At 72.4% G+C, this 26,918-nt stretch carries 20 protein-coding genes and 1 riboswitch; of the genes, 12 read left to right on the plus strand and 8 right to left on the minus strand.

What is annotated here, in order from left to right:
* Positions 1-7 precede the first annotated feature (7 nt).
* The 6 genes from nuoL to D458_RS33730 all read left to right on the plus strand — a co-directional run bounded on the left by nuoL (position 8) and on the right by D458_RS33730 (position 8,711).
* On the plus strand, positions 8-1,954 hold the full coding sequence (gene nuoL / locus D458_RS0118950) for an NADH-quinone oxidoreductase subunit L (RefSeq protein ID WP_017588328.1): 1,947 nt from the start codon (positions 8-10) through the stop codon (positions 1,952-1,954).
* Positions 1,955-3,607: an NADH-quinone oxidoreductase subunit M gene (locus D458_RS0118955; RefSeq protein WP_017588329.1), complete on the plus strand. Its 1,653-nt coding sequence runs from the start codon at positions 1,955-1,957 to the stop codon at positions 3,605-3,607.
* Positions 3,604-5,265 (plus strand): NADH-quinone oxidoreductase subunit NuoN, encoded by a 1,662-nt coding sequence (gene nuoN / locus D458_RS0118960; protein WP_017588330.1) that lies wholly within the window; start codon positions 3,604-3,606, stop codon positions 5,263-5,265. Before D458_RS0118955 ends, nuoN begins: the two co-directional genes overlap by 4 nt.
* A 140-nt stretch (positions 5,266-5,405) precedes the next feature.
* On the plus strand, positions 5,406-6,410 hold the full coding sequence (locus D458_RS0118965) for a polyprenyl synthetase family protein (protein WP_017588331.1): 1,005 nt from the start codon (positions 5,406-5,408) through the stop codon (positions 6,408-6,410).
* Positions 6,411-6,653: 243 nt separating this feature from the next.
* Positions 6,654-7,397 carry a hypothetical protein gene (locus D458_RS0118970; protein WP_026119467.1) on the plus strand — a complete coding sequence of 248 codons (744 nt, stop codon included), beginning with the start codon at positions 6,654-6,656 and terminating at the stop codon, positions 7,395-7,397.
* A 300-nt stretch (positions 7,398-7,697) separates the two neighbouring features.
* On the plus strand, positions 7,698-8,711 hold the full coding sequence (locus D458_RS33730) for a serine/threonine-protein kinase (protein ID WP_160168056.1): 1,014 nt from the start codon (positions 7,698-7,700) through the stop codon (positions 8,709-8,711).
* A gap of 104 nt (positions 8,712-8,815) precedes the next feature.
* Here D458_RS33730 and D458_RS0118980 read toward each other — a convergent pair whose 3' ends face one another.
* From D458_RS0118980 to rarD, 3 genes are all read right to left on the minus strand, one after another.
* On the minus strand, positions 8,816-10,099 hold the full coding sequence (locus D458_RS0118980; RefSeq protein ID WP_017588334.1) for a hypothetical protein: 1,284 nt from the start codon (positions 10,097-10,099) through the stop codon (positions 8,816-8,818).
* Positions 10,100-10,305: 206 nt separating this feature from the next.
* The gene (locus D458_RS36765; RefSeq protein WP_026119468.1) at positions 10,306-11,220 is read right to left on the minus strand and encodes a hypothetical protein; all 915 of its coding nucleotides are present in this window, start codon (positions 11,218-11,220) and stop codon (positions 10,306-10,308) included.
* 125 nt (positions 11,221-11,345) lie between these two features.
* Complete coding sequence (rarD, locus tag D458_RS0118990) at positions 11,346-12,305, minus strand: EamA family transporter RarD (protein ID WP_017588335.1); 960 nt, start codon at positions 12,303-12,305, stop codon at positions 11,346-11,348.
* A gap of 134 nt (positions 12,306-12,439) precedes the next feature.
* Between rarD and msrA the strand changes: the two genes are divergently transcribed.
* The gene (msrA, locus tag D458_RS0118995; protein WP_083936362.1) at positions 12,440-13,105 is read left to right on the plus strand and encodes a peptide-methionine (S)-S-oxide reductase MsrA; all 666 of its coding nucleotides are present in this window, start codon (positions 12,440-12,442) and stop codon (positions 13,103-13,105) included.
* A 172-nt stretch (positions 13,106-13,277) separates the two neighbouring features.
* Here msrA and D458_RS0119000 read toward each other — a convergent pair whose 3' ends face one another.
* From D458_RS0119000 to D458_RS0119010, 3 genes are all read right to left on the minus strand, one after another.
* Positions 13,278-14,894: an aldehyde dehydrogenase (NADP(+)) gene (locus tag D458_RS0119000; RefSeq protein WP_026119469.1), complete on the minus strand. Its 1,617-nt coding sequence runs from the start codon at positions 14,892-14,894 to the stop codon at positions 13,278-13,280.
* Between the two features lie 46 nt (positions 14,895-14,940).
* A complete protein-coding gene (locus tag D458_RS0119005; protein WP_017588338.1) occupies positions 14,941-15,864 on the minus strand; it encodes a 5-dehydro-4-deoxyglucarate dehydratase in 924 nt (307 codons plus the stop codon).
* Positions 15,865-15,955: 91 nt separating this feature from the next.
* On the minus strand, positions 15,956-16,858 hold the full coding sequence (locus tag D458_RS0119010; protein WP_017588339.1) for a LysR family transcriptional regulator: 903 nt from the start codon (positions 16,856-16,858) through the stop codon (positions 15,956-15,958).
* 297 nt (positions 16,859-17,155) lie between these two features.
* Here D458_RS0119010 and D458_RS0119015 point away from each other — a divergent pair, with 297 nt between their 5' ends.
* The 5 genes from D458_RS0119015 to D458_RS33740 all read left to right on the plus strand — a co-directional run bounded on the left by D458_RS0119015 (position 17,156) and on the right by D458_RS33740 (position 25,062).
* Positions 17,156-18,175 carry an acyltransferase gene (locus tag D458_RS0119015; protein ID WP_026119470.1) on the plus strand — a complete coding sequence of 340 codons (1,020 nt, stop codon included), beginning with the start codon at positions 17,156-17,158 and terminating at the stop codon, positions 18,173-18,175.
* A 134-nt stretch (positions 18,176-18,309) separates the two neighbouring features.
* A riboswitch (cobalamin riboswitch) is annotated at positions 18,310-18,421 on the plus strand.
* A 35-nt stretch (positions 18,422-18,456) separates the two neighbouring features.
* Positions 18,457-22,047 (plus strand): cobaltochelatase subunit CobN, encoded by a 3,591-nt coding sequence (gene cobN, locus D458_RS0119020; protein ID WP_017588341.1) that lies wholly within the window; start codon positions 18,457-18,459, stop codon positions 22,045-22,047.
* On the plus strand, positions 22,044-22,769 hold the full coding sequence (cobF, locus tag D458_RS0119025) for a precorrin-6A synthase (deacetylating) (protein ID WP_017588342.1): 726 nt from the start codon (positions 22,044-22,046) through the stop codon (positions 22,767-22,769). Before cobN ends, cobF begins: the two co-directional genes overlap by 4 nt.
* A complete protein-coding gene (locus D458_RS33735) occupies positions 22,766-24,292 on the plus strand; it encodes a cobyric acid synthase (RefSeq protein ID WP_017588343.1) in 1,527 nt (508 codons plus the stop codon). Before cobF ends, D458_RS33735 begins: the two co-directional genes overlap by 4 nt.
* On the plus strand, positions 24,289-25,062 hold the full coding sequence (locus D458_RS33740; protein WP_040702556.1) for a cobalt-precorrin-6A reductase: 774 nt from the start codon (positions 24,289-24,291) through the stop codon (positions 25,060-25,062). The genes D458_RS33735 and D458_RS33740 overlap by 4 nt, the downstream gene beginning before the upstream one ends.
* Here D458_RS33740 and D458_RS0119040 read toward each other — a convergent pair.
* Both D458_RS0119040 and D458_RS0119045 read right to left on the minus strand, forming a co-directional pair.
* Positions 25,026-25,688: a response regulator gene (locus D458_RS0119040; RefSeq protein WP_017588345.1), complete on the minus strand. Its 663-nt coding sequence runs from the start codon at positions 25,686-25,688 to the stop codon at positions 25,026-25,028. The two genes, D458_RS33740 and D458_RS0119040, sit on opposite strands and share 37 nt — an antisense overlap.
* The gene (locus D458_RS0119045) at positions 25,685-26,803 is read right to left on the minus strand and encodes a sensor histidine kinase (RefSeq protein ID WP_017588346.1); all 1,119 of its coding nucleotides are present in this window, start codon (positions 26,801-26,803) and stop codon (positions 25,685-25,687) included. The genes D458_RS0119040 and D458_RS0119045 overlap by 4 nt, the downstream gene beginning before the upstream one ends.
* Positions 26,804-26,918 lie beyond the last annotated feature (115 nt).

Raw genomic sequence — 26,918 nt, forward strand, 5'->3', positions numbered from 1 at the left:
CGGGAAAGTGACACAACATCACGCGTACCTCGCCGCCGACCCCGCGGTGGCGACCGCGGCCGACAGCGCGGTGCTGTCGAACGCCTGGCTGCTGATCGCCCTGCCACTGGTGGGCGCGGCGATCCTGCTGCTGGGCGGGCGGCGCACCAACGGGTGGGGGCCCCTGCTGGCCACCGCCCTGCCGATCGGCTCCTTCGTCTGGGCGCTCCTGGCCCTGTTCGAACTCCTCGGCCGGGGCGCGGCCGACCGCGCCGTCTCCGTCCCCGTCTACGAGTGGTTCGCGGCCGGTGACTTCTCGGCCCGGATCGACCTCCTGGTGGACCCGCTCTCGATCAGCTTCGTCCTGCTGATCACCTTCGTGGGCTCGCTCATCCACGTCTACTCGCTCGGCTACATGGCCGAGGACCCGGGCAGGCGGCGGTTCTTCGCCTACCTCAACCTGTTCGTCGCGGCCATGCTCGTGCTGGTGCTCGCGGACAACTTCGTGCTGCTCTTCCTCGGCTGGGAGGGTGTGGGCCTCGCGTCCTACCTGCTCATCGGGTTCTGGCAGTACAAGCCCTCGGCGGCCACGGCGGCCAAGAAGGCGTTCCTGATCAACCGGGTCGGCGACATCGGCCTGCTCGTCGCGATCATGATCATGTTCACCGTGCTCGGCGCGGTGAGCTTCAGCGAGGTCTTCGCCGCGGTGCCCGGCGCCGGTGACGGCGTCCTCCTCGCGATCGGCCTGCTGCTGCTCCTGGGCGCCTGCGGCAAGTCCGCGCAGCTCCCGCTCCAGGCCTGGCTGCTCGACGCGATGGAGGGCCCGACCCCGGTGTCGGCGCTCATCCACGCCGCCACCATGGTCACCGCCGGTGTGTACCTGATCGTGCGCGCCGGTCCGATCTTCGAGGGCGCGCCCGTCGCGCAGACCGTGGTGATGTCGGTCGGCGCCGCCACCATGCTGGCCGGCGGGCTCATCGCCTCCGCCAAGGACGACATCAAGAAGTCCCTGGCCGGTTCCACGATGAGCCAGATCGGCATGATGGTGCTGGCCGCCGGGCTCGGCCCGGTCGGCTACGTCGCCGCCATCGCCCACCTGATCACGCACGGCTTCTTCAAGGCCGGGCTGTTCCTGGGCGCCGGTTCGGTCATGCACGGCATGAACGACGACGTCGACATGCGCAAGTACGGCGGACTGGCGTCGAAGATGCCGATCACCTTCGCCACCTTCGGCCTCGGCTACCTCGCCATCATCGGTGTGCCGTTCCTGTCCGGCTGGTGGACCAAGGAGAGCATCATCTCCGCGGCCTTCGGCATCGGAGGCACCGCAGGCATGGTCTTCGGCAGCGCGATCATCCTCGGTGCCGCGCTCACCGCCTTCTACATGTCGCGGATGGTCTTCATGACCTTCCTCGGCAAGAAGCGCTGGGACGAGGGCGTGCACCCGCACGAGTCGCCGGTGAGCATGACCGCCCCCATGGTGGTGCTCTCGATCGGGTCGGTCGCCCTCGGCGGCTTCCTGGTCTTCGGTGACCGGTTCGCGGGCTTCCTCGCCCCGGCCATCGGTGCCGAGCCGCACCACTTCACGGTGGGCCACGCCTTCACCGCGCCCTACGGCCTGGCCGCTCTGGCCGTGCTGGTCCTCGGCGTGGCGCTGGCCTGGTTCATGTACCTGCGCAAGCCCGTGGAGCGCACCGCGCCCAAGGGCAACCTCGTCACCAACACGGCCCGCAACGAGCTGTACGGCAACGAGATCAACGAGGGCCTGTTCATGCGTCCCGGCCAGGTGCTCACCAAGGCGCTGGTCGTGATCGAGGACAAGGTCATCGACGGCGCGGTCAACGGGATCGGTGCCGGGGTCAGTGACTCCTCCACCGGGCTCGGCAGGACACAGACCGGGTTCGCCCGCACCTACGCGCTCACCATGCTCCTCGGCGCCGTCATCGTCGCCGCGACGCTGGTTGTGAGGTTCTAAATGATCCCCTGGCTCACTCTCGCGATCGCGCTTCCCGCGATCGGCGCGGCCGTCATCTGGGCGCTGCCGCGCGTCACGCCCCCGGCGGGCGCCTCCGGTGCCCCGGCATCGGCGGCGGCCCGCGCGGAGGCCGGTTCGGGCACCGCCACGGCCACCAAGGTCCGTCCGGCCACCGGCGGCGCGGCCCAGGGCGACCCCGCCCTGCTCGCCAAGCGCCTGGCGCTGGGCTTCTCGGTCGCGACCCTGCTGCTGGTCGCGGTCATGGCCCTGAACTTCGACACCTCCGGGGCGGGCGGCCTCCAGTTCGAGGAGGTCTACCCGTGGATCCCCTACTTCGGGGTCCACTTCGCGGTCGGCGTCGACGGCATCGCCCTCGTGCTGATCCTGATGTCCGTGGTCCTGGTGCCGCTGGTGGTGCTGGCGGCCTGGAACGAGCATGCGGACCGTGAGGACGGCGGGCGCGGCTACTTCGCGCTCGTCCTCGCCCTCGAGGCGATGATGATCGGGGTCTTCGCGGCCACCGACGTCTTCCTGTTCTACGTGTTCTTCGAGGCCATGCTCATCCCGGTCTACTTCATGATCGGGCGCTACGGGCGCGGCGCCGAGCGCGCCAAGGCCGCGGTGAAGTTCCTGCTGTACAGCCTCGCCGGCGGCCTCATCATGCTGGTCGCGGTGATCGGCGTGTACGTCATCGGCGGCACCTTCCTGTGGTCCGAGCTCACGGCTCCGGGCAGCGCCCTCGCGGCGGTCGACCCGGCCACCGCGCGCTGGCTCTTCCTCGGGTTCTTCATCGCGTTCGCGATCAAGGCCCCGATGTGGCCGGTGCACACCTGGCTGCCCTCCGCGGCGGGCTCGTCGAGCCCCGGCACGGCGGTGCTGCTGGTCGGTGTGCTGGACAAGGTCGGCACCTACGGCATGCTCCGGTTCTGCCTGGAGCTGTTCCCCGCCGCCGTGTCCTGGTTCGTGTGGCCGGTGGTGGCGCTGAGCCTGGTGAGCATCGTCTACGGCGCGGTCCTCGCGATCGGCCAGAGCGACATGATGCGCCTGATCGCCTACACCTCGGTGTCCCACTTCGGCTTCATCACGCTGGGCATCTTCGCCCTGACCCAGCAGGGTCAGGCCGGGGCCGCCCTCTACATGGTCAACCACGGCTTCGCCACCGGCGCGCTCTTCCTGGTGGTGGGCTTCCTGATCGCCCGCCGGGGCAGCGCGCGCATCGAGGACTACGGGGGCGTCCAGAAGGTCGCGCCCAAGCTGGCCGGGGTCTTCCTGGTCGCGGGGCTGGCCGGTCTGGCACTGCCGGGCCTGGCACCCTTCGTCAGCGAGTTCCTGGTCTTCGTCGGCGTGTACGCGTTCAACCCGGTCCCGGCGGTCATCGCCGCGGTCGGCGTGGTCCTGGCCGCGCTCTACATCCTGTGGATGTACCAGCGCACGATGACCGGTCCCACCCCGGAGAAGCTGTCCGCGCTGCCGGACCTGTCCGCGCGTGAGACCTGGGCGGTCGCCCCGCTGATCGCCCTGATCATCGCGTTCGGCGTCTACCCGCAGCCCCTGCTCAACGTGATCAACCCCGCCGTCGAACGCACCGTGGAGGCCGAGGCCGACACCGAGGTGGCGGTCGCGGACGGCGACGCGGAAGGAGAAGAGGAGTGATCCCCCTCAACCTCGCGGACGGGGCGCCTCCGGCGCTCCACGGCGTCACCGAGGCGCCGCCGACCCTGGACTGGTGGCTGCTGGCCCCGTTCCTGGTGCTGTTCGGCGCCGGTGTGCTGGCGGTGCTCTTCGAGGCCTTCTGGCCCAAGGGCTCCCGCCGCACCCTGCAGATCGCCCTCGCGGCGACCGCCCTGCTGGTCACGTTCGTCCTGCTGGTCCTCCAGGTGGAGGCGGTCGGGGACGGCACGACCGTCGGCAACGGCGTGCTGGCCGTGGACCGCACGGTGCTCTTCTTCCAGGGCACCATCACCGTGCTGGCCCTGGTCAGCCTCATGCTGATCGCCGAGCGGCGGGACGGCCGGGACGCGTTCTCGGCCCAGGCCGCCACGGTCCCGGGCAGCGAGGAGGAGCGCACGCACATCCTCGCGGGCTCGCAGCACACCGAGGTCTACCCGCTGGTGCTGTTCGCTGTGCTGGGCATGCTGATGTTCCCGGCCTCGAACGACTTCCTGGTCATGTTCATCGCCCTCGAGGTGATGAGCCTCCCGCTGTACCTGCTGTGCGGTCTGGCCCGCAGGCGCCGCCTGTTCTCGCAGGAGGCCGCGGTCAAGTACTTCCTGCTGGGCGCGTTCTCCTCGGCGTTCTTCCTGTTCGGGATCGCCATGGTCTACGGCTACGCGGGCTCGGTGAACTTCGGTGTGATCCGCGGGGCCGTTGAGTCCGGCGGGGCCGAGATCTTCCAGGGCGGCAACGGTGAGCCGCTGCTGCTCATGGGTGTGGGCCTGGTCGCGATCGGCCTGCTGTTCAAGGTCGGCGCCGTGCCCTTCCACAACTGGAAGCCGGACGTCTACCAGGGCGCCCCGACCCCGATCACCGCGCTGATGGCCTCCTGCACGCTGGTGGCCGCCTTCGGCGCGCTGCTGCGGGTGTTCTTCGTGCCGTTCGGCACGTCGGCCGCGATCTGGGAGCCGATGCTGTGGACGGTGGCCATCCTGACGATGGTCGTCGCCGCGATCGTGGCCGTGACCCAGCGCGACATCAAGCGCCTGCTGGCCTACTCCTCGGTGGTGCACGCCGGGTTCATCCTCACCGCCGTGGTCGCGGGCAGCGTCGAGGGCCTCGCGGGCGCCATGTTCTACCTGGCCGCCTACGGGTTCACCACGCTGGGCGCGTTCGCCGTCGTCACCCTGGTACGGACCAGGGACGGCGGGCAGGAGCTCGGCGACCTCGACAAGTGGGCCGGGCTGGGACGCCGTTCCCCGGGCCTGGCCCTGGCCCTGTCGCTGTTCCTGCTGGCCTTCGCAGGCATCCCGCTGACCAGCGGGTTCATCGGCAAGTTCGCGGTGTTCGAGGCCGCTGTCTCCGCCGGTGCGACCCCTCTGGTCGTCGTCGGTGTCCTCAGCAGCGCCGTCACCGCGTACTTCTACGTCCGGATCATCGTTGTGATGTTCTTCCGGGATTCCGAGGGCGAAGGTCCCACGGTGGCCCGTGCGGGCGTGCTCACCGGCGGTGTGATCACCGTGGGTGTGGCGGCCACGCTGGCGCTCGGGATCTTCCCGGGACCGGTCCTGGACCACCTTGTACCGTCCGGTGAGCCGGGTCAGGAACCCACCGCGGTGATGGTCGACCAGGTCACGGAGGATCCGGTCGACGAGTGACCGGTGACCCGGGTGTGGCTTTGGACCATCATTCCGGGTCGGATACCGTGGCAAGTCGGATCATGTTCATGTGCTGAGCGTGTGACGGCCCCCTTCCGAGGGGGCCGTCAGCACGCCCGTTCAACAGGTGGAGCATTACGGTGAGCGGTGCTGTCCCGAGCGGGTTTCTCGCTCTGCCGAGAGTCGACCCGACCCTCGCCCGGGAGGTCCAGGACGACCTGGAGAAGGTCGAGGATCTGCTGAGGGAGTCGGTCCGGTCCAGCGACCCCATGCTGACCGAAGCCGCCTCGCACCTGCTGGCCGCCGGAGGCAAGCGCTTCCGGGCCATGCTGGTGCTGCTCGCGGCCCACTTCGGCGACCCCAGGGTCCCCGACCTCATCCCGGCCGCGGCCGTGGTCGAGCTGACCCACGTGGCCACGCTCTACCACGACGACGTCATGGACGAGGCGGAGCTGCGCCGCGGCGAGCCCAGCGCCAACCAGCGCTGGGGCAACTCCATCGCCATCCTCACCGGCGACTACGTGTTCGCCAAGGCCTCGACGATGCTCGCCGACCTGGGCACCGAGGCGGTCCGGTTGCAGGCCGAGACCTTCGCCCGGCTGGTCCAGGGCCAGATCCTGGAGACCTCCGGGCCGCGGGACGGCGTCGACCCGCTCGACCACTACCTCAACGTCATCGACGACAAGACCGCGTCGCTGATCGCCTCCTCGGCGGAGTTCGGCGGCATGTTCGGCAAGGTCGACCCGGACACGGTGAGCACCCTGACCCGCGCCTGCGACGCGCTGGGCATGGCCTTCCAGCTGGCCGACGACATCCTGGACGTGGCCAGCGAGAGCGCCGAGTCGGGCAAGGTCCCCGGAACGGACCTGCGCGAGGGCGTGCTGACCCTGCCGATGTTCTACGCGATGCGCTCGCAGGACCTCGCCGACGAGCGGCTGAAGTCCCTGCTGGGACGACCGCTGGACGACACCGAGGCCGAGGAGGCCCTGGCGCTGCTGCGCCCGCACCCGGCCATGGCCGAGGCCGACGCCACCCTGCGCGGCTGGGCCGACAAGGCACGCGAGGAACTGTCCACCCTGCCGGACATCCCGGCCCGGAGCGCCTTCCTCGCCCTGTGCGACTACGTGGTGGAGCGCAACGGCTGACCCGCCGCTCCCGAGCTCTCCGCTCCTGGTTTTTCTGAGGCCCTCGCCACCCGTTCTCCGGGTTCCGAGGGCCTCCGCCGTCAGGGGGCCTCCAGCGCCCCGAACCGCCTGCCGCACTCCGGCGTCACACCCTCAGCCCCCAGAGGAAAGCCGAGTCGAGATGTCCTTCCTCGTCCCCCAAGGCCCTGAGAACCCGAGGCCCCGAGGCCCCGGGACCCCCCTTCGACACGCCTGGAGCGCCCCGTGAACCGACCCTCCCCCTCCCCCCGAGCCCGTGCCTGGTCGTGGGCGCTTTCCGCGTCCGCGGTGTTGCTGGGGGCCGCGACCGGATGCTCACTGTGGAACGAACCGACGGATGAGGCGTCCGAGGCCGAGGCCCAGACCGCCCCCGTCGTTGAGGCGGAGGAGCCCGAACGCGGCGGTATCGGCCTCCTGGACCCCGAGGGCGTCGAGGTGGTCGAGTTCCTGGGTATGGACGACGACGGCGGGTCCACGATCCTGATCTACACCGCCGACTTCACCAACCTGGGCACCTACGAACCGGCGCCGGAGCCGGAGGAGGGAGAAGGGCTCGCGGAGCTCGACTTCACCTCGGTGGAGACACGAGACGGCGCGGTCGTGCTGACCGCCGAGGTGACCTATCTGTACGGGAGCGGGGACCTGACCGTGCACGCCGACGACTTCACCGGTTCCGTCCTTCCCGACGGGCACACGGGGGACCGGCATGAGGAGTACACCGCCGAGGAGGAGGGCGTCCTCGCCGTCGTCACCCCGGAGGAGGCCTCAGCCGGGTTCACCCTCACCTTCGCGGGACTGCCGGAAATGAGCCTGCTCCGTTACGAACTGCTCTCGGAGAACGCGCACGTCCGCGACAGCCAGCGGGAGCCGGGCCCGATCTCCGCCGTCAGGTGTGTCGACGCGGGCGGTGAGGACGCCCGGGTCTGGAGCCGGACCGACGGTGCTCCCTGTGATCCCGACTGGGGCTGAGCAGCTCGGAGTCCGGGCAGGGGCACGCCCGGCTCCAGCCGGGAGGGGCGGCGTGGCGTGCCAGGCGTCGCCGAGGGTGACGCCGTGCATCCGGACGAAGCGACCGCCGATCGTGTCGAAGAGCCTTCCGAGGACCGTCGTGCGCCTGGTTGCCGAACGATGGTCAGCGATCGACGTCAAGGGGTCTCAGCGGCAACGGTTGTGATGGCCGGATCAGGACGACAACCGCCGTCGGGGGCCGGGCATCCCACTGGGTGACCGCCTGCCCGCTCCCCACGGAAGGCCGCGACCATGCCCCTGGTGCCGCACGCTGCCCGTCGACCCCTCGGACTGTCCCCGCTCGCCTCGCGCGATCCCGAGCGAGTGGGCGCCTACACGCTGGTCGGCCGGTTGGGCGCGGGTCGGACGGGCACCGTCTACGCCGCACGGGGGCACGACTCACAGCTCTTCGCGCTCCGGGTCTTCCACCCCGAGTTCGCCGAGGACCCCGGCTTCCGGGCGCGGCTCCGGGAGGAGGTCGCAGCGGTCCGTCAGGTCAGCGGGCCGTTCGTCTCGCGCTTCCTCACCGCGGACCCGCAGGCCCGCGCCCCCTGGCTGGCGACGGAGCTGGTGCCGGGGCCGACCCTGGGCCGGTGGGTCGAGGACCGGGGTCCGCTGACCGGCGCGGCCCTGGTCGCCCTGGCCGCGGGGACCCTGGACGCCCTGCGCGTGCTGCACGAACGAGGTGTGGTGCACCGGGACCTCAAACCGGGCAACGTCGTCCTGGCACCCGAGGGGCCGAAGGTGCTCGACCCCGGGATCGCCCGGGCGCTCGACGAAACGGTGCTGACCCGTACCGGCGGGCTGTCCGGGGACTCGGGCTGGATCGCGCCCGAGCGGTACCGGAACGGGGCCTCCACCCCCGGGGCGGACGTGTTCGCCTGGGGTGCGCTGATGGTGCTGGCCTCGACGGGGCGCGAGCCCTTCGGCACGGGCAAGCCCCAGGTGGTGGCGGGCAGGGTGCTCTGGGAGGAACCCGACCTGGAAGGTGTCCCCGCCGACCTGCTGCCCTTGGTCGGGGCCGCGTTGGCCAAGGACCCGGAGCGCAGGCCGAGCGCGGCGGAACTGCTCCGTGCGCTGTCGGAGCAGGGTTCGGCGGACGGTTCCGGGAGCGTCGCGGAGGGCTCCGCCGGGGCGGTCGCGCTGGTGGGCCGCGGGTGGCGGGGCTTCGAGGAGCTCCGGTCCCAGGGGGAGCGGAGGTGGCGCGGGACCCTGGTCCTGGCCGCGCTCGCCTGCTCCCTCGTCCTGGCCGGAGTGGTGGGCGCGCTGTTCTGACGCCCCGGGAGCCCGGGACGCGGGACCCGAACGACGGCGGCGCCGCCCCGGTGCGTGGGACGGCGCCGCCGCGGTGCTGTGACGCGGACGTGCTTCGGGTGGGGTCAGCTCACCAGGGGGAGGGCCTCGGAACCGGGCAGGTCCATGAAGGTGGGGTGCTCGACCATGCCCTCGGGGGTCTGGGGCTCGGCGGTGCCGCCCTCGATGGCCACCAGGTCGCTGGTGTCCACCTGGCCGAGCAGGTCGCCCTCGCTGAGCCCGGCGACCAGGTCCTCGGCGACCGTGGTGTCGAGGCCCTCGGCCACCTGGGGCAGCTGAGCGTCGGCCAGCGGGCCGTCCAGGGAGACGGGGTCGGCCGTGCCGCGCTCGGACACACCCGTCACCAGGGCGTCGGTCAGGTCCTGGACACCGGGGGCCTCGGGGACGTCCAGACCGGGGGGCTGGGCGGCGACGGTCCCGGGAGAGCTCTGCGGGACGGTCTGCGGGTCGGTCAGGTCGCGGTCCTCCCAGGCGCGGTTGCCGACCATGCCCAGGACCTCCTCCTCGCCGAGGTTCACGTAGTTGTCGGCGGTCAGCTCGGTGGACTCCACCACGTCCTGGAGCTGGTCGGGGGTCTCCAGACCGAAGGCGGCCGCCAGGTCCCACATGTTGGGCGCGGTGAGGTCGGTGTCCGCGCCCGTGGCGGGGGCGCTCATGCGCACGGGCGGAGGCGTCGGCTGGGTCAGCGCCTCGACAGGGGAGAGCTCGTCCAGTGCGAGCGTGTTCTCCCCGGTCAGGTCGGTGACGTCGCTGAGGGAGGGCGCCTCGCTCAGCTCGGGCAGGCGGCGGTCGGCCAGGTCGGGCAGCCGCGTCGAGTCCAGCTCGGGCAGGACGAGCATCTCGTCGCGCAGGTCCGCCACGGACTGCACCGTGTGCGGCAGCACCGTGGTGGCGGTGTCCTCCGCGGAGGCGCCCGCCTCACGGGCGGTGTCCCCCACCGCGTTGCCGGTGTCCTGGGCGCTGGCCTCCAGGGCGCGGCCCGCGGAGTGGCCCACGGTCTCGTGCGGGTCGCCGTCCAGGCCGGTGGCGTCCTGCGCCTCGGTCACGGCGTCGGCCAGCTGGGAGTCGGGCAGCACGGCGCCCAGGTCCGGCGCGGGCTTCTCGGTGTTCGCGGTGGCCTGGAGCTCGCTCAGGGCGCTTTCGGCGATCGGGGTGACCCCCTCGGGAGCCAGCTTGTTCATGGTCGGGGCCACACCCTCGACGAGCGCGCGCTCGACGACGGGGGCGATCTCGTGCATCGGGGTCTGCAGGCTCTCGGCACCGGCGACTCCGGCGCCGAGGGCCACGAAGCCCGCGGTTCCTGCTGCGAGGAGTACGGCTCGGGCGGAGTAACGCTTGGTCTGCGTCATGGGTTTCCTTCCCTGGTGAAGCTCTGGGTGTACGGGACGGCCGCTATGTCGTGGACGGCGGCTGTGCGAAGCCGGGGCGGACCACCGGCTGACGTGAATCACGTGAACGACGGCACGGGACTCAGGTCAGCTCCCAGGAGGCTGTGAGGGGCGTGCTGGGAACGGTCCGGGGGCGCGGTAGGAGGCGCCCGGGGCGGGACCGTTCGCTAGTCCGGCGAGACCGTGGGGTCGGCGGCCGGGCCGACGGGCACGGCGCGCAGCCGGTGTGCGGCCAGCCGTACGGCGTCGGTGGCGGGCGCGGGCAGCGGTGCGGCCGTGAGGTAGCCGGCGACGGAGGGCGCGGAGGCCGGTCCGTTGGAGGTGGGCGCGTGGGAGCCGGTCGTCGGCTGGACGCGCTGCTGTTCGGGCGCGTGGTCGGCGGTGCCCCGCTCGGCGGCGTCCGTGGCCGCGGCCTGCAGGGACGGGGCCGGGTGGTGCTGGCCGGTCACCGCGTGGCGGGCGGGCGCGCCCCGGTCGGGCGCCGGCTCGGAGGCGTCGGCCTCCCTGTCCCGCTCGGAGCGCCGGTCCGCACCGGTGTCCGCGGCGGCCTCGGCGGCCGGGGAACGGGGCGTGCCGGGTTCGGCTCCGGGGAGCGTGTGGGCCGGCCCCCGTTCGACCGCCTCCTCGCGGGCGCGGTCGAGGTCGGCGACGAAGCCGCGCACCTCGCCGCGCACCTCGGTGACGGCGGGTTCGGGCAGGGCGGCGGCGACCGCGGCGGTGTCCGCGGCACCCTTCTCCAGGCGCTGGTGCCCCTGTTCCAGGCCCTGGTGGACGGTGCCGAGGGTCGAGGCCACCGGTTCGGCGACCTCCTCGGGCACGACCCCGTCCAGGGTCCGGGACTCACCCAGGCCGAGGGCCTCGCCCGCGCCGGCGGCGGCCTCGGAGACCGGGGCGCCGAGAGCGGTGGCGGGGCCGGAGGCCTCGGAGGCGGTGGTGTCGGCCTGGGCCGGGGCGGCGCAGAGCAGCCACAGGACGGCCAGGAACGCGCCGATCAGGAGCGGGAGGCCGAGCAGGGAGGGTGCCGCCGCGCACACGGCCGAGGCGGCACGGAGCGTGCCGGTTCGGCTGGTGCGAGGAATCAAGGGGACCCTCCGGGACATGTGGCCAGGTCGGGGCGGGGCAGAGCCCGGCGCCCACAACCTGACGTTAGCACAGTGTCACGTAGGGTAGTTAAAGAAGGGCCGAAATCAAGAGGACTGGGATCGGGTCAGGCCCGGGGGTCGGTCGGGCCGGTGGGAGCTGGTTCGCCGGCCGCGAGGGCGGCCTCGGTGCGGGCCGCCGCCGACCGGGCGCGTGAGCTCCGGATCTGATCGTAGGCGAACACGCACACGGCCAGCCAGACGAACAGGAAGCCGATCCAGCGGCTCAGCGGCATCTCCTCGCCCTGGAGCAGCCAGCCGATCAGGAACATCATCGTCGGCGCGATGAACTGCAGCATGCCGATCACGCTCAACGGCACCTTGCGTGCCGCCAGGCCGAACAGCAGCAGCGGCAGCGCGGTCACGAAGCCGCCGCCCACCAGCAGGGCGGTGTGCGCGGGGGAGACGGAGAAGGTCGTGCCCGCCCCGGTGGCCTCCAGGTAGACCACGAACCCCAGCGCGGGCAGGAACATCACGAGGGTCTCGACGGTCAGGCTCTGCATCCCGTCCAGGCTCACGTACTTCTTCACCGCCCCGTACGCGGCGAAGGAGCTGGCCATGAGCAGGGAGAGCCAGGGGGTGGAGCCGTACGCGACGGTCATCACGCCGACCGCCGCCACGCCGAGGCCGACCGCGACCCACTGCGCGGTGCGCAGGCGCTCGGAGAAGAACAGCACGCCGAGGCAGACCGTCATCAGGGGGTTGATGAAGTAGGCCAGCGAGGCCTGGAGGGTCTGGGTGATGGAGACCGAGTAGATGAACCCCCACCAGTTCACCGAGATGAGCACCGCGGCCGCGGCGACCGGGAGCAACTGCCGGGGAGTGCGCAGGACCTGGGGCAACCAGGACCAGCCCCGCCTGGCGAGGAACAGGAAGACGCACATCGCGAGGAGGGCCCACACCATGCGGTGGGCGAGGACCTCGGTGGGTTCGGAAGAGGCGGAGAGAAAGGGCCAGTAGAGGGCCGCGAAGCCCCACAGGAGGAAGGCGCCCGCCCCGAGGGCGACGCCGCGGTTGGTTTCCGACACATCCGCAATCGTAGGACGAATTCTCCGCCCTGTCGCCTGTGATTCCCAGCTTGTGGACAACGCCACCGCCCCGCTTGTCCACAGGCCCGGAACGGGCCCTGGGAAGCCCTGGACGGGGCGGATAGCCTGGAAGCATGTTCGGCACAAAGACGACGATGGTCGACCCCGCACGCGCCCTGCCCGGCAGGGACACCCCGATGGACGTGCCCTTCGGACACACCGTGCTGGGGACCCAGCTCACCCCGCCCTACCCGGAGGGCAGCGAGATCGCCGACGTGGCGATGGGCTGCTTCTGGGGCGCCGAGCGCACCTTCTGGAGACTGGGCGCGGAGCACGGAATCATCACCACCGCCGTGGGCTACGCCGGCGGCTACACGCCCAACCCCACCTACGAAGAGGTGTGCTCGGGCCTGACCGGCCACACCGAGATGGTCCGGGTGGTCTTCGACCCGGCGAAGATCTCCTTCACCGAGATCCTCAAGGTGTTCTGGGAGGGCCACGACCCCACCCAGGGCATGCGCCAGGGCAACGACGTCGGCAGCCAGTACCGGTCGGCGATCTACTACCACTCCGAGGCCCAGCGCGAGGCGGCCGAGGCCACCCGCGACGCCTTCCAGCCTGCCCTGACCCGTTCGGGCTACGGATCCATCACCACCGAGATCGCCCCGCTCAAGGCCTTCTACTTCGCCGAGGACTACCACCAGCAGTACCTGTCCGACGCCAAGAACCCCAACGGCTACTGCGGTATCGGCGGCACCGGCGCCAGCTGCCCCATCGGGGTGGCCACCGCCGAGGACTGAGCCGGACCGACCGCGACCGCACGGTACCGAGAACTTCCGCCACCGGGGCGCCGACCGAGGGAGTCCGACAGTACGGACCCCGGGTCGACGCCCCGGTCGACGGTGGAAGGCATCGAGTCGTGTCCGGCGACCGGTACGACCTCGACTCGGGCGATACGGGGCCCGGGCCTGCTCAGACGTCCTTCTCCGCCTCCGCCGGCACGTGGACGCCGTCGACGCGACGGGCCAGGTTCCAGGGGTTGTCCGCGTGCACCGGCGCGGGCTGGAGCGCGGCCGGGACGTTCTGGTAGACCACCGGCCGCAGGAAGCGCTCGATTGCCGCGGAGCCGACCGAGGTCGAGCGCCCGTCCGAGGTGGCCGGGAACGGGCCGCCGTGGACCATGGCGTCACCGACGTCCACACCGGTGGGCCAGCCGTTGACCAGGATCCTGCCCGCGCGCAGTTCGAGGGCCTCGAACAGCTCGCGTACGCCGTCCCCGGTGTCGGTCTCGGCGTCCAGGTGCACCGTGGCGGTGAGCTGCCCCTCCATGCCCTCGACCAGCGTCGGCAGCCGGTCGGCCGAACCGTAGCGGACGACCAGGCAGACCGCGCCGAAGATCTCCTCCGCCAGGCCCGGTGCCTCGGCGAAGGTCGCGGCGTCGGTGGTGTACACGGCCGGCGCGGGGGCGTTCTGGCCCTCGCCGCCGCGACCGTGGCCGACCTCGCGGACACCGGTGATCCCGGCGAGCCTCTTCTCACCCTCCAGGCGCGACGAGCAGATCCCCGGGGTCAGCATGGTCTGCCCGGTGGCGGCCGTGAGCCGGTCGGAGATCCGGGCGACGAGGTCGTCGCCGTCGGGCCCCTCCGCGACGAACAGCAGACCCGGGGCGGTGCACAGCTGGCCCGCCGATCCGTTCAGCGAGGTCACGAAGCCGTCGGCCAGCGCGTCGCGGTCGCCGGTCAGGGCCGAGGGGAGCACGAAGACCGGGTTGACGGAGCTCATCTCGGCGTACACCGGGATCGGAACCTCGCGTGCCGCGGCCGTCGCCATCAGCGCGGTACCGCCGCCGCGGGAGCCGGTGAAGCCGACGGCCTTGATCCGCGGATCGGTGACGAGCTGCTGCCCCACAGCGGTTCCCGGTCCGAAGACCAGCGAGAAGACGCCTCCGGGCAGGCCGTGGTCGGCGACGGCGCGCGACAGCGCCGTGCCGACCAGCAGGCCCGTGGCGGGGTGGGCGTTGTGGGCCTTGAAGACCACCGGGCAGCCCGCGGCCAGGGCCGAGGCGGTGTCGCCGCCCGCCACCGAGAAGGCGAGCGGGAAGTTGGAGGCGCCGAAGACCGCGACCGGTCCCAGCGGCAGCGTGCGACGGCGCAGGTCGGGACGGGGCAGCGGAGTGCGGTCGGGCAGTGCGGGCTCGATGCGCACACCGTGGTGGTCACCGGCGCGGACGACCTTGGCGAACAGCCTCAGCTGGTTCGTCGTCCGGGCCAGTTCGCCGCGCAGCCGGGCCTCGGGAAGCCCGGTCTCGCGCATGGCGGCGGCGACGATCTCCTCGCCCGCCTCCGCGATCCGATCGGCGCCGGAGTCCAGGAAGGCCGCGCGTACCTCGGGGGAGGTCCTGCGATAGGCGGCGAAGGCCTCGTCCGCCGCGCGGGCGGCCGCGGCCACCTGGTCGCCGCCGAGCAGGGTGAACTCAGGGCCAGTCGGAGCGCCGAGGGCCGGGTCGACGGCCCGGATGGTGCCCTCGGTCCCGGGGACGGGCTCTCCCGCGATCAGTGAGTGGTGGGTCTGTCCGGTCAATGTGGTCATCGCGTGTTCCTATGGCTGCGTCAGTGGCGGATGTGGGGCCGACGGGTCAGGGGCCGGCGGTGACGCTGCCGACCAGGGCGTCCAGCCGCTCCTGCTCCTCGGCGGAGAGGTCGCGCAGGGGCGGGCGGACCGGGCCGGCGTCGCGCCCGACGGAGCGCAGGCCGGCCTTGACGATGGACACCCCGTACCCGTTGCCGCGGTCGCGGATGTCCAGGTACGGCAGCACGAAGTCGGTGAGCTTGCGCTGCACCGCCTCCCGGTCCTGCGCGCGCACGTTCCGGTAGAAGTCCAGCGCGAACTCCGGAACGAAGTTGAACATGGCGGAGGAGTAGGTGCTCAGGCCGAGCTGGAGCAGCGGGAGGGCGAACGTCTCCGCCGTGGGCAGGCCGCCCAGGTAGAAGAGCCGGTCCCCGTTGGCGGACAGGACGCGCGCCAGCTGTTCGAGGTTGCCGATGCCGTCCTTGAACCCGATCAGGTTGGGGTGGGCCTCCGCGAGCCGTGCGACCGTTTCGGCGCTGTAGAGGGCGTTGGCGCGGTTGTAGAGGATCACCCCGAGGTTCGTGGCCTCCAGGACGGCCTTCGCGTGGGCGAGCAGGCCCTCCTGGGTGGTCTCGGTCAGGTAGGGCGGCAGCAGGAGCAGGCCGTGCGCGCCGGCCTCCTCGGCCTGGCGCGCGAGCGCCACCGCCTGGGCCGTGTTGCCGCTCGCCGAGCTGAGCACGGGCACGCCGTCGCGGACCGTGGCGACCGCGGCCCGCGTGACCGCTCCGTGCTCCTGGGGGGAGAGGGAGAAGCCCTCGCCGGTGCCGCCCGCGATGAACAGACCGCCGATGTCGTAGCTCGACTGCCACTCCAGGTGCGCCACCAGCTTGGCCTCGTCGACCTGGAGGTCCTCGGTGAACGGTGTGACGGGGAAGGACAGCAGTCCGTCCTTGAGAACACCGGCGAGTTCGCCGGGGGTGTAGTCGGACATCGGGGCCTCCACGGGAAGGGGTAGGGACGCCTTCACGCTAGGGACTTCCCGTGATGCCTGTCCAAGCTCCTTTTCGTATGAGCCGATACCTTTACTGCATCGGCGGCCCGGCGTCGACGGGTTCCCTCAGCATCGGGAGCGCTCGGTGGAGCGCGGGGTTGGTGGAGGTCGACAGCCACACCGCGTGCAGTTGTACCGCGTCGGGAGGGGACTCCAGCAAGGGGAGCATCCTGACGCCGGGCATCCCCAGGTACTGGGTGGATCGGGGGACCAGCGCTGTCCCGTGCCCGGAGCCCACGAGCGCGACCAGAGTGAGGATCTGGGCGGCGGTGTGCGTCACCTGGTCCGCTCGTACCTCGACGAGGCCGGCCACCAGTTCGCTGAAGTACTCGGCCTGGTCGGGGGAGTACATGATCATGGACTCGTGCCGCAGTTCCTCCGCGGACACGGGCGCGCCGCGCCCGGCGAAGCGGTGCCCGGCCGGTACCGCCACCACCAGGGGCTCGGTCAGCAGCGGGGCGGAGTCCACGTCCTCCAGGTCGAACGGCGGGCGCGCCAGTCCGACGTCGATCGCGCCGTTGCGCAGTCCCTCCAACTGGTGGGAAGTGACCATCTCGTGCAGTTCCACGGCGACCCCGGGCACGGCTTCCTTGATCCGTGCGAGCACGGCGCCGAGCACGCTGAACCCGGAGGCGGCCGTGTAGCCCAGGCGGATCAGCCCGACCTGGCCGGAGGCGATGAGCTGTGCCCGGCGCGGAGCGCGGTCGGCCAGCTCCAGCAGCTGGTGGCACTCGTCCCGGAACGCCTTGCCCGCGGCGGTGAGTGACACTCCGCGCGGCTCGCGCAACAGGAGTGTGACCCCCAGTGTCTTCTCCAGTTTCTGGATCTGACGACTCAGCGGGGGCTGTGTCATGTGGAGCCGTGCGGCCGCTCGCCCGAAGTGCAGTTCTTCGGCGACGGCGACGAATGCCCGGGCCTGGTCGAGCGTGAGCACGCCACGCACCTCCCTCGATATGCCCCGAAGGTATCAACCTTTGTGAAATCTGGTTCGGGAAGGTATTGCCCCTGTTCTCTCCCCTCGTGGAGGGCCGTCGGTGTGCCGCCGGGGCCTCGTCGGTGGGGGCGCCGACGCCCTCGCACGGCTCGTCACGGAGCTCCGGTGGCCGGGGCCGGGAACGGACTTGCGTTTTATGTAACGAACAGATATCGGTAGGGGGTGCGAGTAGATGAAGCCCCTCAGAGAACCGGAGCACCGTCCCCGAGAGTGAAGGCCCCCGCGGACACCGCGTGGATGGACTTCGCGCGAGTGGCCGCCATGTCGGCCGTCGTGCTGGTGCACGTCTGCTCACCGTTCGTGAGTACGACCTACACCGACCTGGGCACGCAGACCTGGTGGGTGGCGCACGTGGTGGACGCCGGGACGCGCTGGTGCGTGCCCGTGTTCATCATGATCAGCGGGGCGCTGCTGCTGCGACCGAAGGACGAGGACGTCGCCGGCTTCTACCGCAAGCGGTGGGCCAGGATCGGCGTTCCCCTGGTGGTGTGGACCGCCGCCTACCTGCTGTGGCAGCAGTGGCGTGACGGGATCGGGTTCCCCGACGCCCTCGGCCAGGCCGCCTCGGGCACGCCCTCGATCCACCTGTACTTCCTGTACGTCATCGCCGGGCTCTACGTGTTCACGCCCTTCCTCCGGACGGTGGTGGCCCACACCCCCCGCACCGGGCTGTGGTGGTTCGCCGGGGCGGCGCTGGCCGTGGGCGCCGCCGATCAGCTGCTGGCCCTGGTGGACGGGGCCGGGGGCGTGACCGCGGCCTCCCGCTTCCTGCCGTTCCTCGGTTTCTACCTGCTCGGATGGCTGCTGACGGACGGCGGCCCCCGGGACCGCGACGTGCGTTACGGCTCCACCGCCTTCGTGGCGGGCACCACCGTCACCGCCCTGGGCGCCTGGGGCGTTGCCAGGGCGGAGGGCGAGTGGGGGGCCGGCGCCGAGTACGTCTACGGCTTCCTGTCCCCGAGCATGGTCCTCGCGTCGGTGGGCGCCTTCCTGCTGCTGCGCGCCTGGGGCACGCGCCTGGCGGAGAAGGGCCCCGAGAGCCTCACCAACCGGACGATCGCCGTGCTCTCCGGCCTGAGCTTCGGGGTCTACCTCGTGCACGTCATGGTGCTGTACACGCTGCGGGACCTGGGCGGGACACCCGACGGCACCGTGGGCCTGACCCTCGCGGCCGGGTACGCGATCGCCACCGTCCTGATCAGCCTTCTCCTGGTGGCGGGGGCCCGGCGCGTTCCCCTGCTCCGCTCCACCGTCTGAAAGGCGCCCGGCGCCGCGTTCCCCTCCGCGGCCCGCCCGCGTGTCCCGCCCCCGGGCGGAGGACGGCACCGCAGGATCGGGCCGGCGCTCCCCGGCCTCCCCGCCGGGAGCCGGACGGGCCGACCCGGCTACAGTGTGAATCCTTTGCCCGTGGTGCAGGAACCCGGTGTGATTCCGGGGCGGTTCCGCCACTGTGACACCCCGTCAGGGGTGCAGCCAGACACTGGCCTCGGGCAGTCCGACCGCCGATGGGGCGAGAACCCCGAGGGAGGAGCCCGGCCATGACGGTCCGGATCGCTCTGCTGTCCACGTCCGACACCGACCTGCTGTCCGCGCGGGCCAGCGGAGCCGCCTACCTGTGGGCCAACCCGTCCCGCACCCCCGACGCCGAACTCACCGGCACCGTCGAGCGCGCCGACCTCGTGGTGGTGCGCCTGCTGGGCTCCTCGCACGACCTGTGGCCCGGCCTGGCCGCCGTCCGCGAGCGCGGCACGCCCCTGGTGGTGCTCAGCGGCGAGCAGCAGCCCAGCGCCGAGCTGATGGAGCACTCCACCGTGCCCGTCGGGCTGGCCACCGAGGCCCACCGCTACCTCGCCGAGGGCGGCCCGGCCAACCTCGCCCGCCTGCACGCCTTCCTGTCGGACACCGTGCTGTTGACCGGCGAGGGCTTCGAGCCTCCCGCGGCACTGCCGGCGTGGGGCTTCGCCGACCGGGAGAGCCCCCGGGAGCCGGACCTGCCCAAGGTGGGCATCCTCTACTACCGGGCCCACCAGGCGGGCGGCAACACCGCCTTCGCGCACGCCCTGGCCGACGCCGTCGACGCGACCGGCCGGGCCGTGGGCGTCCCCGTCTTCGCCGGGTCGCTGCGCTCGGCCCCCGACGACCTCTACGAGGCGCTCGGCTCCTTCGACGCCCTGATCGTCACCGTCCTCGCGGCGGGCGGCAGCGTGCCCGCCTCCGCGAGCGCCGGGGGCGACGACGAGGCCTGGGACGTGGAGCGCATGGCCGCCCTGGACGTCCCCGTCCTCCAGGGCCTGTGCCTGACCAGCTCGCGCGCGGCGTGGGAGGAGTCCGACGACGGGGTCACCCCGCTCGACTCGGCCACCCAGATCGCCATCCCCGAGTTCGACGGCCGCATCATCACCGTGCCGTTCTCCTTCAAGGAGATCGACAGCGACGGACTGCCCCGCTACGTCGCCGACCCCGAGCGCTGCGCCCGCCTGGCCGGGACCGCGGTCGCCCACGCCCGGCTCCGGCACGTGCCGCCCGCCGAGAAGCGGCTCGCCGTGGTCCTGTCCGCCTACCCCACCAAGCACGCGCGGATCGGCAACGCCGTCGGCCTGGACACCCCCCGCTCCCTGGTGCGGCTGCTGCGCCGCCTGCGCGAGGAGGGCTACGACCTGGGCGGCCCCGACGCCCTGCCCGGCCTGGACCTGCCCGACGAGACCGAGGCGGGCGACGCCCTGATCCACGCCCTGATCGAGGCGGGCGGCCAGGACGAGGACTGGCTGACCTCCGTCCAGCTCACCGAGGCGCACGTGCGCATCACCCCCGAGCAGTACGCCGAATGGACCCGGGACCTGGACCCGGCCCTGAAGGAGGCGATGACCGAGGCGTGGGGTCCCGCGCCCGGCAAGCTGTACGTGAACGAGCAGGGCGAGCTGGTGCTGGCCGCGCTGCGGGCGGGCAACGTCGTCGTGCTGGTCCAGCCGCCGCGCGGCTTCGGCGAGAACCCGATCGCGATCTACCACGACCCCGACCTGGCCCCCAGCCACCACTACCTGGCGGCCTACCGCTGGCTGGAGCACGGCTTCGGCGCCCACGCCGTCGTGCACCTGGGCAAGCACGGCTCCCTGGAGTGGCTGCCCGGCAAGAACGCCGCGCTGTCCGCGGCCTGCGCCACCGACGCCGCCCTGGGCGACCTGCCGCTGATCTACCCGTTCCTGGTCAACGACCCGGGCGAGGGCGCCCAGGCCAAGCGCCGCGCCCACGCCACGGTCGTCGACCACCTCATCCCCCCGATGGCACGTGCCGAGAGCTACGGCGACATCGCGCGCCTGGAACAGCTCCTGGACGAGTACGGCAACATCGCCGCCATGGACCCGGCCAAGCTGCCCGCGATCCGGGGCGAGATCTGGGCGCTGATGCGCGCCGCCGAGATGCACCGCGACCTGGGCCTCGAGGAGCGGCCCGGCGACGAGGAGTTCGACGACTTCCTGCTGCACGTCGACGGCTGGCTGTGCGAGATCAAGGACACCCAGATCCGCGACGGGCTGCACGTGCTGGGCGAGGCCCCGGGCGGCGGGGCCCGGGTCAACCTGGTCCTGTCGATCCTGCGCGCCGCCCAGGTCTGGGGCGGGGTCGGGGGCGCGGTGCCCGGCCTGCGCGCCGCCCTCGGGCTCAAGGAGGATGCGCCCACCCACGAGGTCGACGCGGTCGAGGGGCTGGCCCGCGGCCTGGTCGAGCGCATGGAGGCCGCCGGGTGGGACCCGGCCGCCGCCGCGAGTGCGCACGACGACCCCGAGGTGCGCCGCGTGCTGGAGTTCGCCGCCGAGCAGGTGGTGCCCCGGCTGGCCCGCACCACCGACGAGGTCGACCACGTCCTGCACGCCCTGAACGGCGGTTTCATCCCCGCGGGGCCGTCCGGCTCCCCGCTGCGCGGCCTGGTCAACGTGCTGCCGACCGGCCGCAACTTCTACACCGTCGACCCCCGGGCCGTGCCCTCCCGGCTCGCATGGCAGACCGGTCAGGCCATGGCCGAGTCCCTGCTGCGCCGCCACATGGACGAGACCGGAACCTACCCGGAGTCGGTCGGCCTGTCGGTGTGGGGCACCTCCGCCATGCGCACCTCCGGCGACGACATCGCCGAGGTCCTGGCCCTGCTGGGCGTGCGCCCCGAATGGGACGAGGCCTCCCGCCGGATCGGACAGCTGCACGTGGTGTCCCTGGAGGAGCTGGGCCGCCCGCGCATCGACGTCACGGTGCGCATCTCCGGTTTCTTCCGCGACGCCTTCCCGCACGTGGTCGCCCTGCTGGACGACGCCGTCAGCCTGGTCGCCGGACTCGACGAGCCCGACGAACAGAACTACGTGCGTGCCCACATGCACGCCGACCTGGCCGAGCACGGCGACCAGCGCCGCGCCACCACCCGGATCTTCGGTTCCGCCCCCGGCTCCTACGGCGCCGGGATCCTCCAGGTCGTGGAGTCCGGCAACTGGCGCGACGACCGCGACCTCGCCGAGGTCTACACGGCCTGGGGCGGCTTCGCCTACGGGCGCGGCCTCAACGGTGTCCCGGCCGCCGACGACATGCGGGCCAACTACCGGCGGATCAAGGTCGCCGCGAAGAACATCGACAGCGCCGAGCACGACATCGCCGACTCCGACGACTACTTCCAGTACCACGGCGGCATGATCGCCACCGTGCGCGCCCTCAGCGGCTCCGACCCCAAGGCCTACGTGGGCGACTCCACCTCGCCCGACGCGGTGCGCACCCGGCCCCTCGCGGACGAGACCGCCCGGGTGTTCCGCGCCCGCGTGGTCAACCCCCGCTGGATCGCGGCCATGCGCCGCCACGGCTACAAGGGCGCCTTCGAGCTGGCCGCCACCGTCGACTACCTGTTCGGTTTCGACGCCACCGCCGGGGTCGTGCACGACTGGATGTACGAGAAGCTCGCCGCCGAGTACGTGCTGGACGCCGAGACGCAGGAGTTCATGCGCCGCTCCAACCCGTGGGCGCTGCACGGCATCGTCGAGCGGCTGCACGAGGCCGCCCGGCGCGGGTTGTGGGCGGAGCCGGACCCGGCCACCATGGAGGCCCTCACCGAGGTCTACCTGGAGGTCGAGGGCGACCTGGAGGAGCGGTCCGAGTGAGGGTGCGGATCCTGGGGATCGGCATGGGCCCCCAGCACGTCACCGGTGAGGCGGCCGAGGCCCTGCGGGGCTGCGACTACGCCGTCGCCGTCCGCAAACGGGACGACGACGGCCTGTTCGCCCTGCGGCAGGAGGTCTGCGACGCCTTCGGGGTCCCGCTGGTGGCGGTGCCCGACCCCGAGCGCGACCGCGACGACCCCGCCGACTACCCGGCGGCGGTCGCCGACTGGCACGAGGCGCGCGTGGCCGCCTTCGAGCGGGTGCTGGGCGAGCGCGGCGGCACCGCGGCCTTCCTGGTCTGGGGCGACCCCTCCCTGTACGACTCCACCCTGCGGATCGTCGCGCGGATCGCCGAGCGCGGGAACGTCGGCGTGGACCACGACGTGCTGCCCGGGATCAGCGCGCCCCAGATCCTGGCGGCGCGGCACCGGATCGTGCTGCACGGGGTGGGCCGCCCGGTGCACGTCACCACGGCCCGGCGGCTGCCCGAGGCCGTGGCGGCGGGGCAGGACAACATCGTCGTCATGCTCACCGGGCGGCACGGTTTCGAGGGCCTGGAGGACTGGTCCCTGTGGTGGGGCGCCAACCTGGGCACCGACTCCGAGGAACTGGCCGCCGGACGGGTGGCGGACGTGCTGCCCGAGATCGAGGCGGCGCGCCGGCGGGCCAGGGAGAAGGCGGGCTGGGTGATGGACACCGCCCTGCTGAGGAGGCCGCAGTGAGCGGGCTGCTGGTCGCCGGGACCACCTCCGGCGCGGGCAAGAGCGTGGTCACCACCGCCCTGTGCCGGGCCTTCGCCCGCAGGGGCGTGCGGGTGGCGCCGTACAAGGCGCAGAACATGTCCAACAACTCCATGGTCTGCCACGGACCGGACGGGCGCCCCGCGGAGATCGGCCGCGCCCAGTGGGTGCAGGCGCTGGCCGCCCGCGCCGTCCCCGAACCCGCGATGAACCCGGTGCTGCTCAAGCCCGGTAGCGACCGGCGCAGCCACGCCGTGCTGATGGGCCACCCCGCCGGGGACGTCTCCTCCTCGAACTGGGAGGCCGGGCGGCGCCACCTCGCCGAGGCCGCGCACGCCGCCTTCGACGACCTGTCCGAGCGCTACGACGTGGTCGTCGCCGAGGGCGCGGGCAGCCCCGCCGAGATCAACCTGCGCGCGGGCGACTACGTGAACATGGGCCTGGCCCGGCACGCGGGGATGCCCGTGGTGGTGGTCGGCGACATCGACCGGGGCGGGGTGTTCGCCGCGATGTACGGGACGGTGGCGCTGTTGGAGCCCGCCGACCAGGAGCTGATCGCCGGTTTCGTGGTCAACAAGTTCCGGGGTGACCACGGCCTGCTCCGACCGGGTCTGGACGACCTCGAACGGATCACCGGGCGACGGGTGTTCGGGACCCTGCCGTGGGACCCCGGGCTGTGGCTGGACTCCGAGGACGCCCTGGACCTGGAGGGACGGCGGGCCGACGGGGAGGCGGCGCTGCGGGTGGCGGTGGTGCGCCTGCCGCGGATCAGCAACTTCACCGACGTGGACGCGCTCGGCCTGGAACCCGGGCTCGACGTGGTCTTCGCCTCCGGGCCGCGCGACGTCGCCGACGCCGACCTCGTGGTGCTGCCCGGAACCCGCTCCACCCTCGCCGACCTGGCCTGGCTGCGCTCGCGCGGGCTGGACGCGGCGATCACCGAACACGTGCGCCGGGGGCGTCCGCTGCTCGGGATCTGCGGCGGGTTCCAGATGCTCGGGCGCACCGTCGCCGACCCCGAGGGGGTCGAGGCCGCCCCGGGGTCCTCGGCGGAAGGCCTGGGGCTGCTCGACGTGCGCACCGACTTCACCGCCGAGAAGACCCTGCGGCTGCCCGAGGGCGAGGCGCTGGGCGCGCCCGCGCACGGCTACGAGATCCACCACGGACGCGTCACCGTGGGCGGGGGAGCGGAGGAGTTCCTGGGCGGAGCGCGTGCGGGGAACGTCTTCGGCACCATGTGGCACGGCAGCCTGGAGGGCGACGCCTTCCGGGCGGCCTTCCTCGACCGGGCGCTGGGGTACGGGCCGTCCGGGACGGACTTCTCCGCCGCGCGCGAGCGGCGCATGGACCTGCTCGCGGATCTCGCGGAGCGCTATCTGGATGTTGACGCGCTGCTGGAGCTGGCCCGCGAGGGTGCGCCCGCCGGGCTCGCCCTGCTCGGTCGGGCCCACCCGTCGCCCGCCACCACCCTCAACGGACGCCTTCGGCGCAGCCATCTCCTATGAGACTCCTGTTGCTGGGTGGCACCTCCGAGGCCCGTGAGCTGGCCGCGCTGCTGGTCGAGGCCGGTGTGGACGTGACGACGTCGCTGGCCGGACGGGTGGCCCGGCCGCGCCTGCCGGTGGGGAAGGTGCGGATCGGCGGGTTCGGGGGCGTGCCCGGGCTGCGCGCGGCCCTGGCCGACTACGACGCGGTGGTGGACGCCACCCATCCCTTCGCGCTCGGGATGACCGCGAACGCGGCGGCCGCCTGCACGGACCTGCCGCTGCTGCGGTTGGAGCGGCCGGGCTGGGAGCCGGATCCGGCGTGGCACTACGCGGACACCCACGAGGAGGCGGCAGGACTGGCGGCCGGGCTCGGAGAGCGGCCGTTCGTGACGGTCGGCCGCCAGGAGTTGGCCCGCTTCGTGCCCGACCTGGGCGAACGGGCGGTTCTGGCCCGGGTGGTGGACGTGCCCGAGCTCGAACTGCCGGGCGCCTGGCGCCTGCTGACCAGCCGGGGGCCGTACCGGCTCGAAGGTGAGCTGGAGCTGATGGCCGGGCACCGGGCGGACGTGCTCGTCACCAAGGACTCCGGCGGTACCTACACCTGGCCGAAGATGGAGGCCGCGGGGAGGCTGGGAGTCCCGGTCGTGGTGGTGCGGCGCCCGGCCGGACCGGAGGGCGTGCCCACGGTCCACAGGGTGGCGGAAGCGTTCGCCTGGGTGACCGGGCTGGGACGATGGTCGGATCACGGATGTCAGGAGCCGCGCGGGAGCACCAGTCCGGACTCGTAGGCGAGAATGACGAGCTGGGCGCGGTCTCGGGCGTGGAGCTTGATCATGGCCCGGTTGACGTGGGTCTTCGCGGTCAGCGGGCTGATCACCATGCGCTCTGCGAGCTGGTCGTTGGACAGGCCCCGCGCCACCAGTGCCACGGCCTCGCGCTCACGGTTGGTCAGCCCCTCCAGCCCCGCGTCGGCGCCGGTGACGAGCGGCTGGCTGACGTACCGGTCGATCAGCTTGCGGGTGATCGACGGTGCGAGCAGCGCGTCGCCGCGTGCGGCGACGCGCACGGCGTGCAGGAAGTCCTCCGGTTGGACGTCCTTGACCAGGAACCCGGCCGCCCCCGCGCGCAGGGCGTCGAAGACGTACTCGTCCAGGCCGTAATTGGTCAGGATGACGACGTGCACCGCCGCGAGTACCGGATCCGCGGCGATGCGCCGGGTCGTCTCGATCCCGTCCATGACCGGCATCCGGATGTCGACGAGCGCGACATCGGGCCGGTGCTCCCTGGCCATCGCCAGGCCCTCACCGCCGTCCGCCGCCTCGGCCACCACCTCGACACCGTCCTCGGCGTCCAGGAGCGCACGGAACCCGCTGCGGATGAGCGGCTGGTCGTCGACCAGCAGGACACGGATCACGGCGCGGGCTCCACGGGCAGTTCGGCGCGGACGGTGAAGCCGCCCCCGTCCCGGGGCGCCGCTCGTAGACGGCCGCCGAGAGCGGTGACCCGTTCGCGCATCCCGAGCAGTCCGACGCCGGGCACCGGCGCGCTGCCGGGGGCCGCCTCACCGTCGTCGTCGACTCGAATGACCAGGGAGTCGCCGCGGTGCTCGATCCGCACCGACACCGTCGCGGCGGCAGCGTGCCGAACGACATTGGTCAGCGATTCCTGGACGATCCGGTAGGCGGTCCGGTCCACCGCCGCAGGGACCTCCTTCGGCCGTCCCCCGACCGCCAGCGCCGCGTTCAGCCCGCTGCTCCGGGCCTGTTCCAGCAGCTCCGGGAGGTCGTCGAGCCCGTGCGGCGGGTTCCTGTCGTCGTCACGCAGCGCCTCCAGGGTCGCCCGCAGCTCCCGGGTGGCCTCCCTGGCCGCCCCCTGGATCGCCAGCAAGGGCTCCGATACCTGTTCACCGCGCTTGCGGGCCAGGTGGACGGCGACCTCGGACTGCACTTTGATGACGGAGATCTGGTGGGTGAGCGAATCGTGCAGCTCCCGCGCGATGCGCAGCCGCTCCTCGTCGGCACGGTGCCGCGCGGTCTCCTCACGGGTGCGCTCGGCCTCCTCCGCCCGGCGCTCGGCTTGGCGCACCGCTTCCCCCGCTGCCCCGGCGGCGATCAGCCAGGCCAGTTGGAGGGCCTCCCGGGAGTGCGTGAACGCCTCGCCCAGGGACGGTGTCTGCGCGGAGGCCAGCAGTACGAGCGGGAGTGCGAGCAGCATGACCGCTGTGGCCGCCACCGCGGCGGTGCGGTGCCCCGCCCGCATGGCGGCGTATACCGCGAAGAGGTAGGCGACGGCGGGTACGTCGACACCGGAGGCCTGTTGACCCAGGGCTGTCAGCCCGGTCACGGCCAGCACGGCGATCGGAGCCCGGCGGTGCCGGACCAGCGCCAGCCCGCCGACGCCCAGCAGGGCGTAGCCCAGCCACTCGGTACCCGTGGGGAGATGCTGTCCGGACAGGACGGTGACCAGCAGGACCGCCGCCGCCCCGGCGGTGACCGCCCAGTCTCCGGCGCCGATCCGACCCCTGGTCATGCGTGAACTCTAACCGGATGCTCGCGTGGGCGACTCCGCCCCGCGGAGGATCTGTCGACTACTGCGCACGCGGTAGTTCCGCGCTTTCTACGGTGTCGGCGGCAGCGCGAAGTGT

Source organism: Nocardiopsis ganjiahuensis DSM 45031 (assembly GCF_000341085.1).
In the GTDB taxonomy this organism is placed as follows: domain Bacteria; phylum Actinomycetota; class Actinomycetes; order Streptosporangiales; family Streptosporangiaceae; genus Nocardiopsis; species Nocardiopsis ganjiahuensis.

What these genes read in the sequence shown, in the direction of transcription:
- D458_RS0119000 (WP_026119469.1), bottom strand. Translation starts at nt 14,894, where the DNA reads ATGACCACATTGACCGGACAGACCCACCACTCACTGATCGCGGGAGAG.
- D458_RS0119005 (WP_017588338.1), bottom strand. Translation starts at nt 15,864, where the DNA reads ATGTCCGACTACACCCCCGGCGAACTCGCCGGTGTTCTCAAGGACGGA.
- D458_RS33740 (WP_040702556.1), top strand. Translation starts at nt 24,289, where the DNA reads ATGAGACTCCTGTTGCTGGGTGGCACCTCCGAGGCCCGTGAGCTGGCC.
- cobN (WP_017588341.1), top strand. Translation starts at nt 18,457, where the DNA reads ATGACGGTCCGGATCGCTCTGCTGTCCACGTCCGACACCGACCTGCTG.
- D458_RS0119015 (WP_026119470.1), top strand. Translation starts at nt 17,156, where the DNA reads ATGGACTTCGCGCGAGTGGCCGCCATGTCGGCCGTCGTGCTGGTGCAC.
- D458_RS0118980 (WP_017588334.1), bottom strand. Translation starts at nt 10,099, where the DNA reads ATGACGCAGACCAAGCGTTACTCCGCCCGAGCCGTACTCCTCGCAGCA.
- D458_RS0119045 (WP_017588346.1), bottom strand. Translation starts at nt 26,803, where the DNA reads ATGACCAGGGGTCGGATCGGCGCCGGAGACTGGGCGGTCACCGCCGGG.
- D458_RS0118955 (WP_017588329.1), top strand. Translation starts at nt 1,955, where the DNA reads ATGATCCCCTGGCTCACTCTCGCGATCGCGCTTCCCGCGATCGGCGCG.
- msrA (WP_083936362.1), top strand. Translation starts at nt 12,440, where the DNA reads ATGTTCGGCACAAAGACGACGATGGTCGACCCCGCACGCGCCCTGCCC.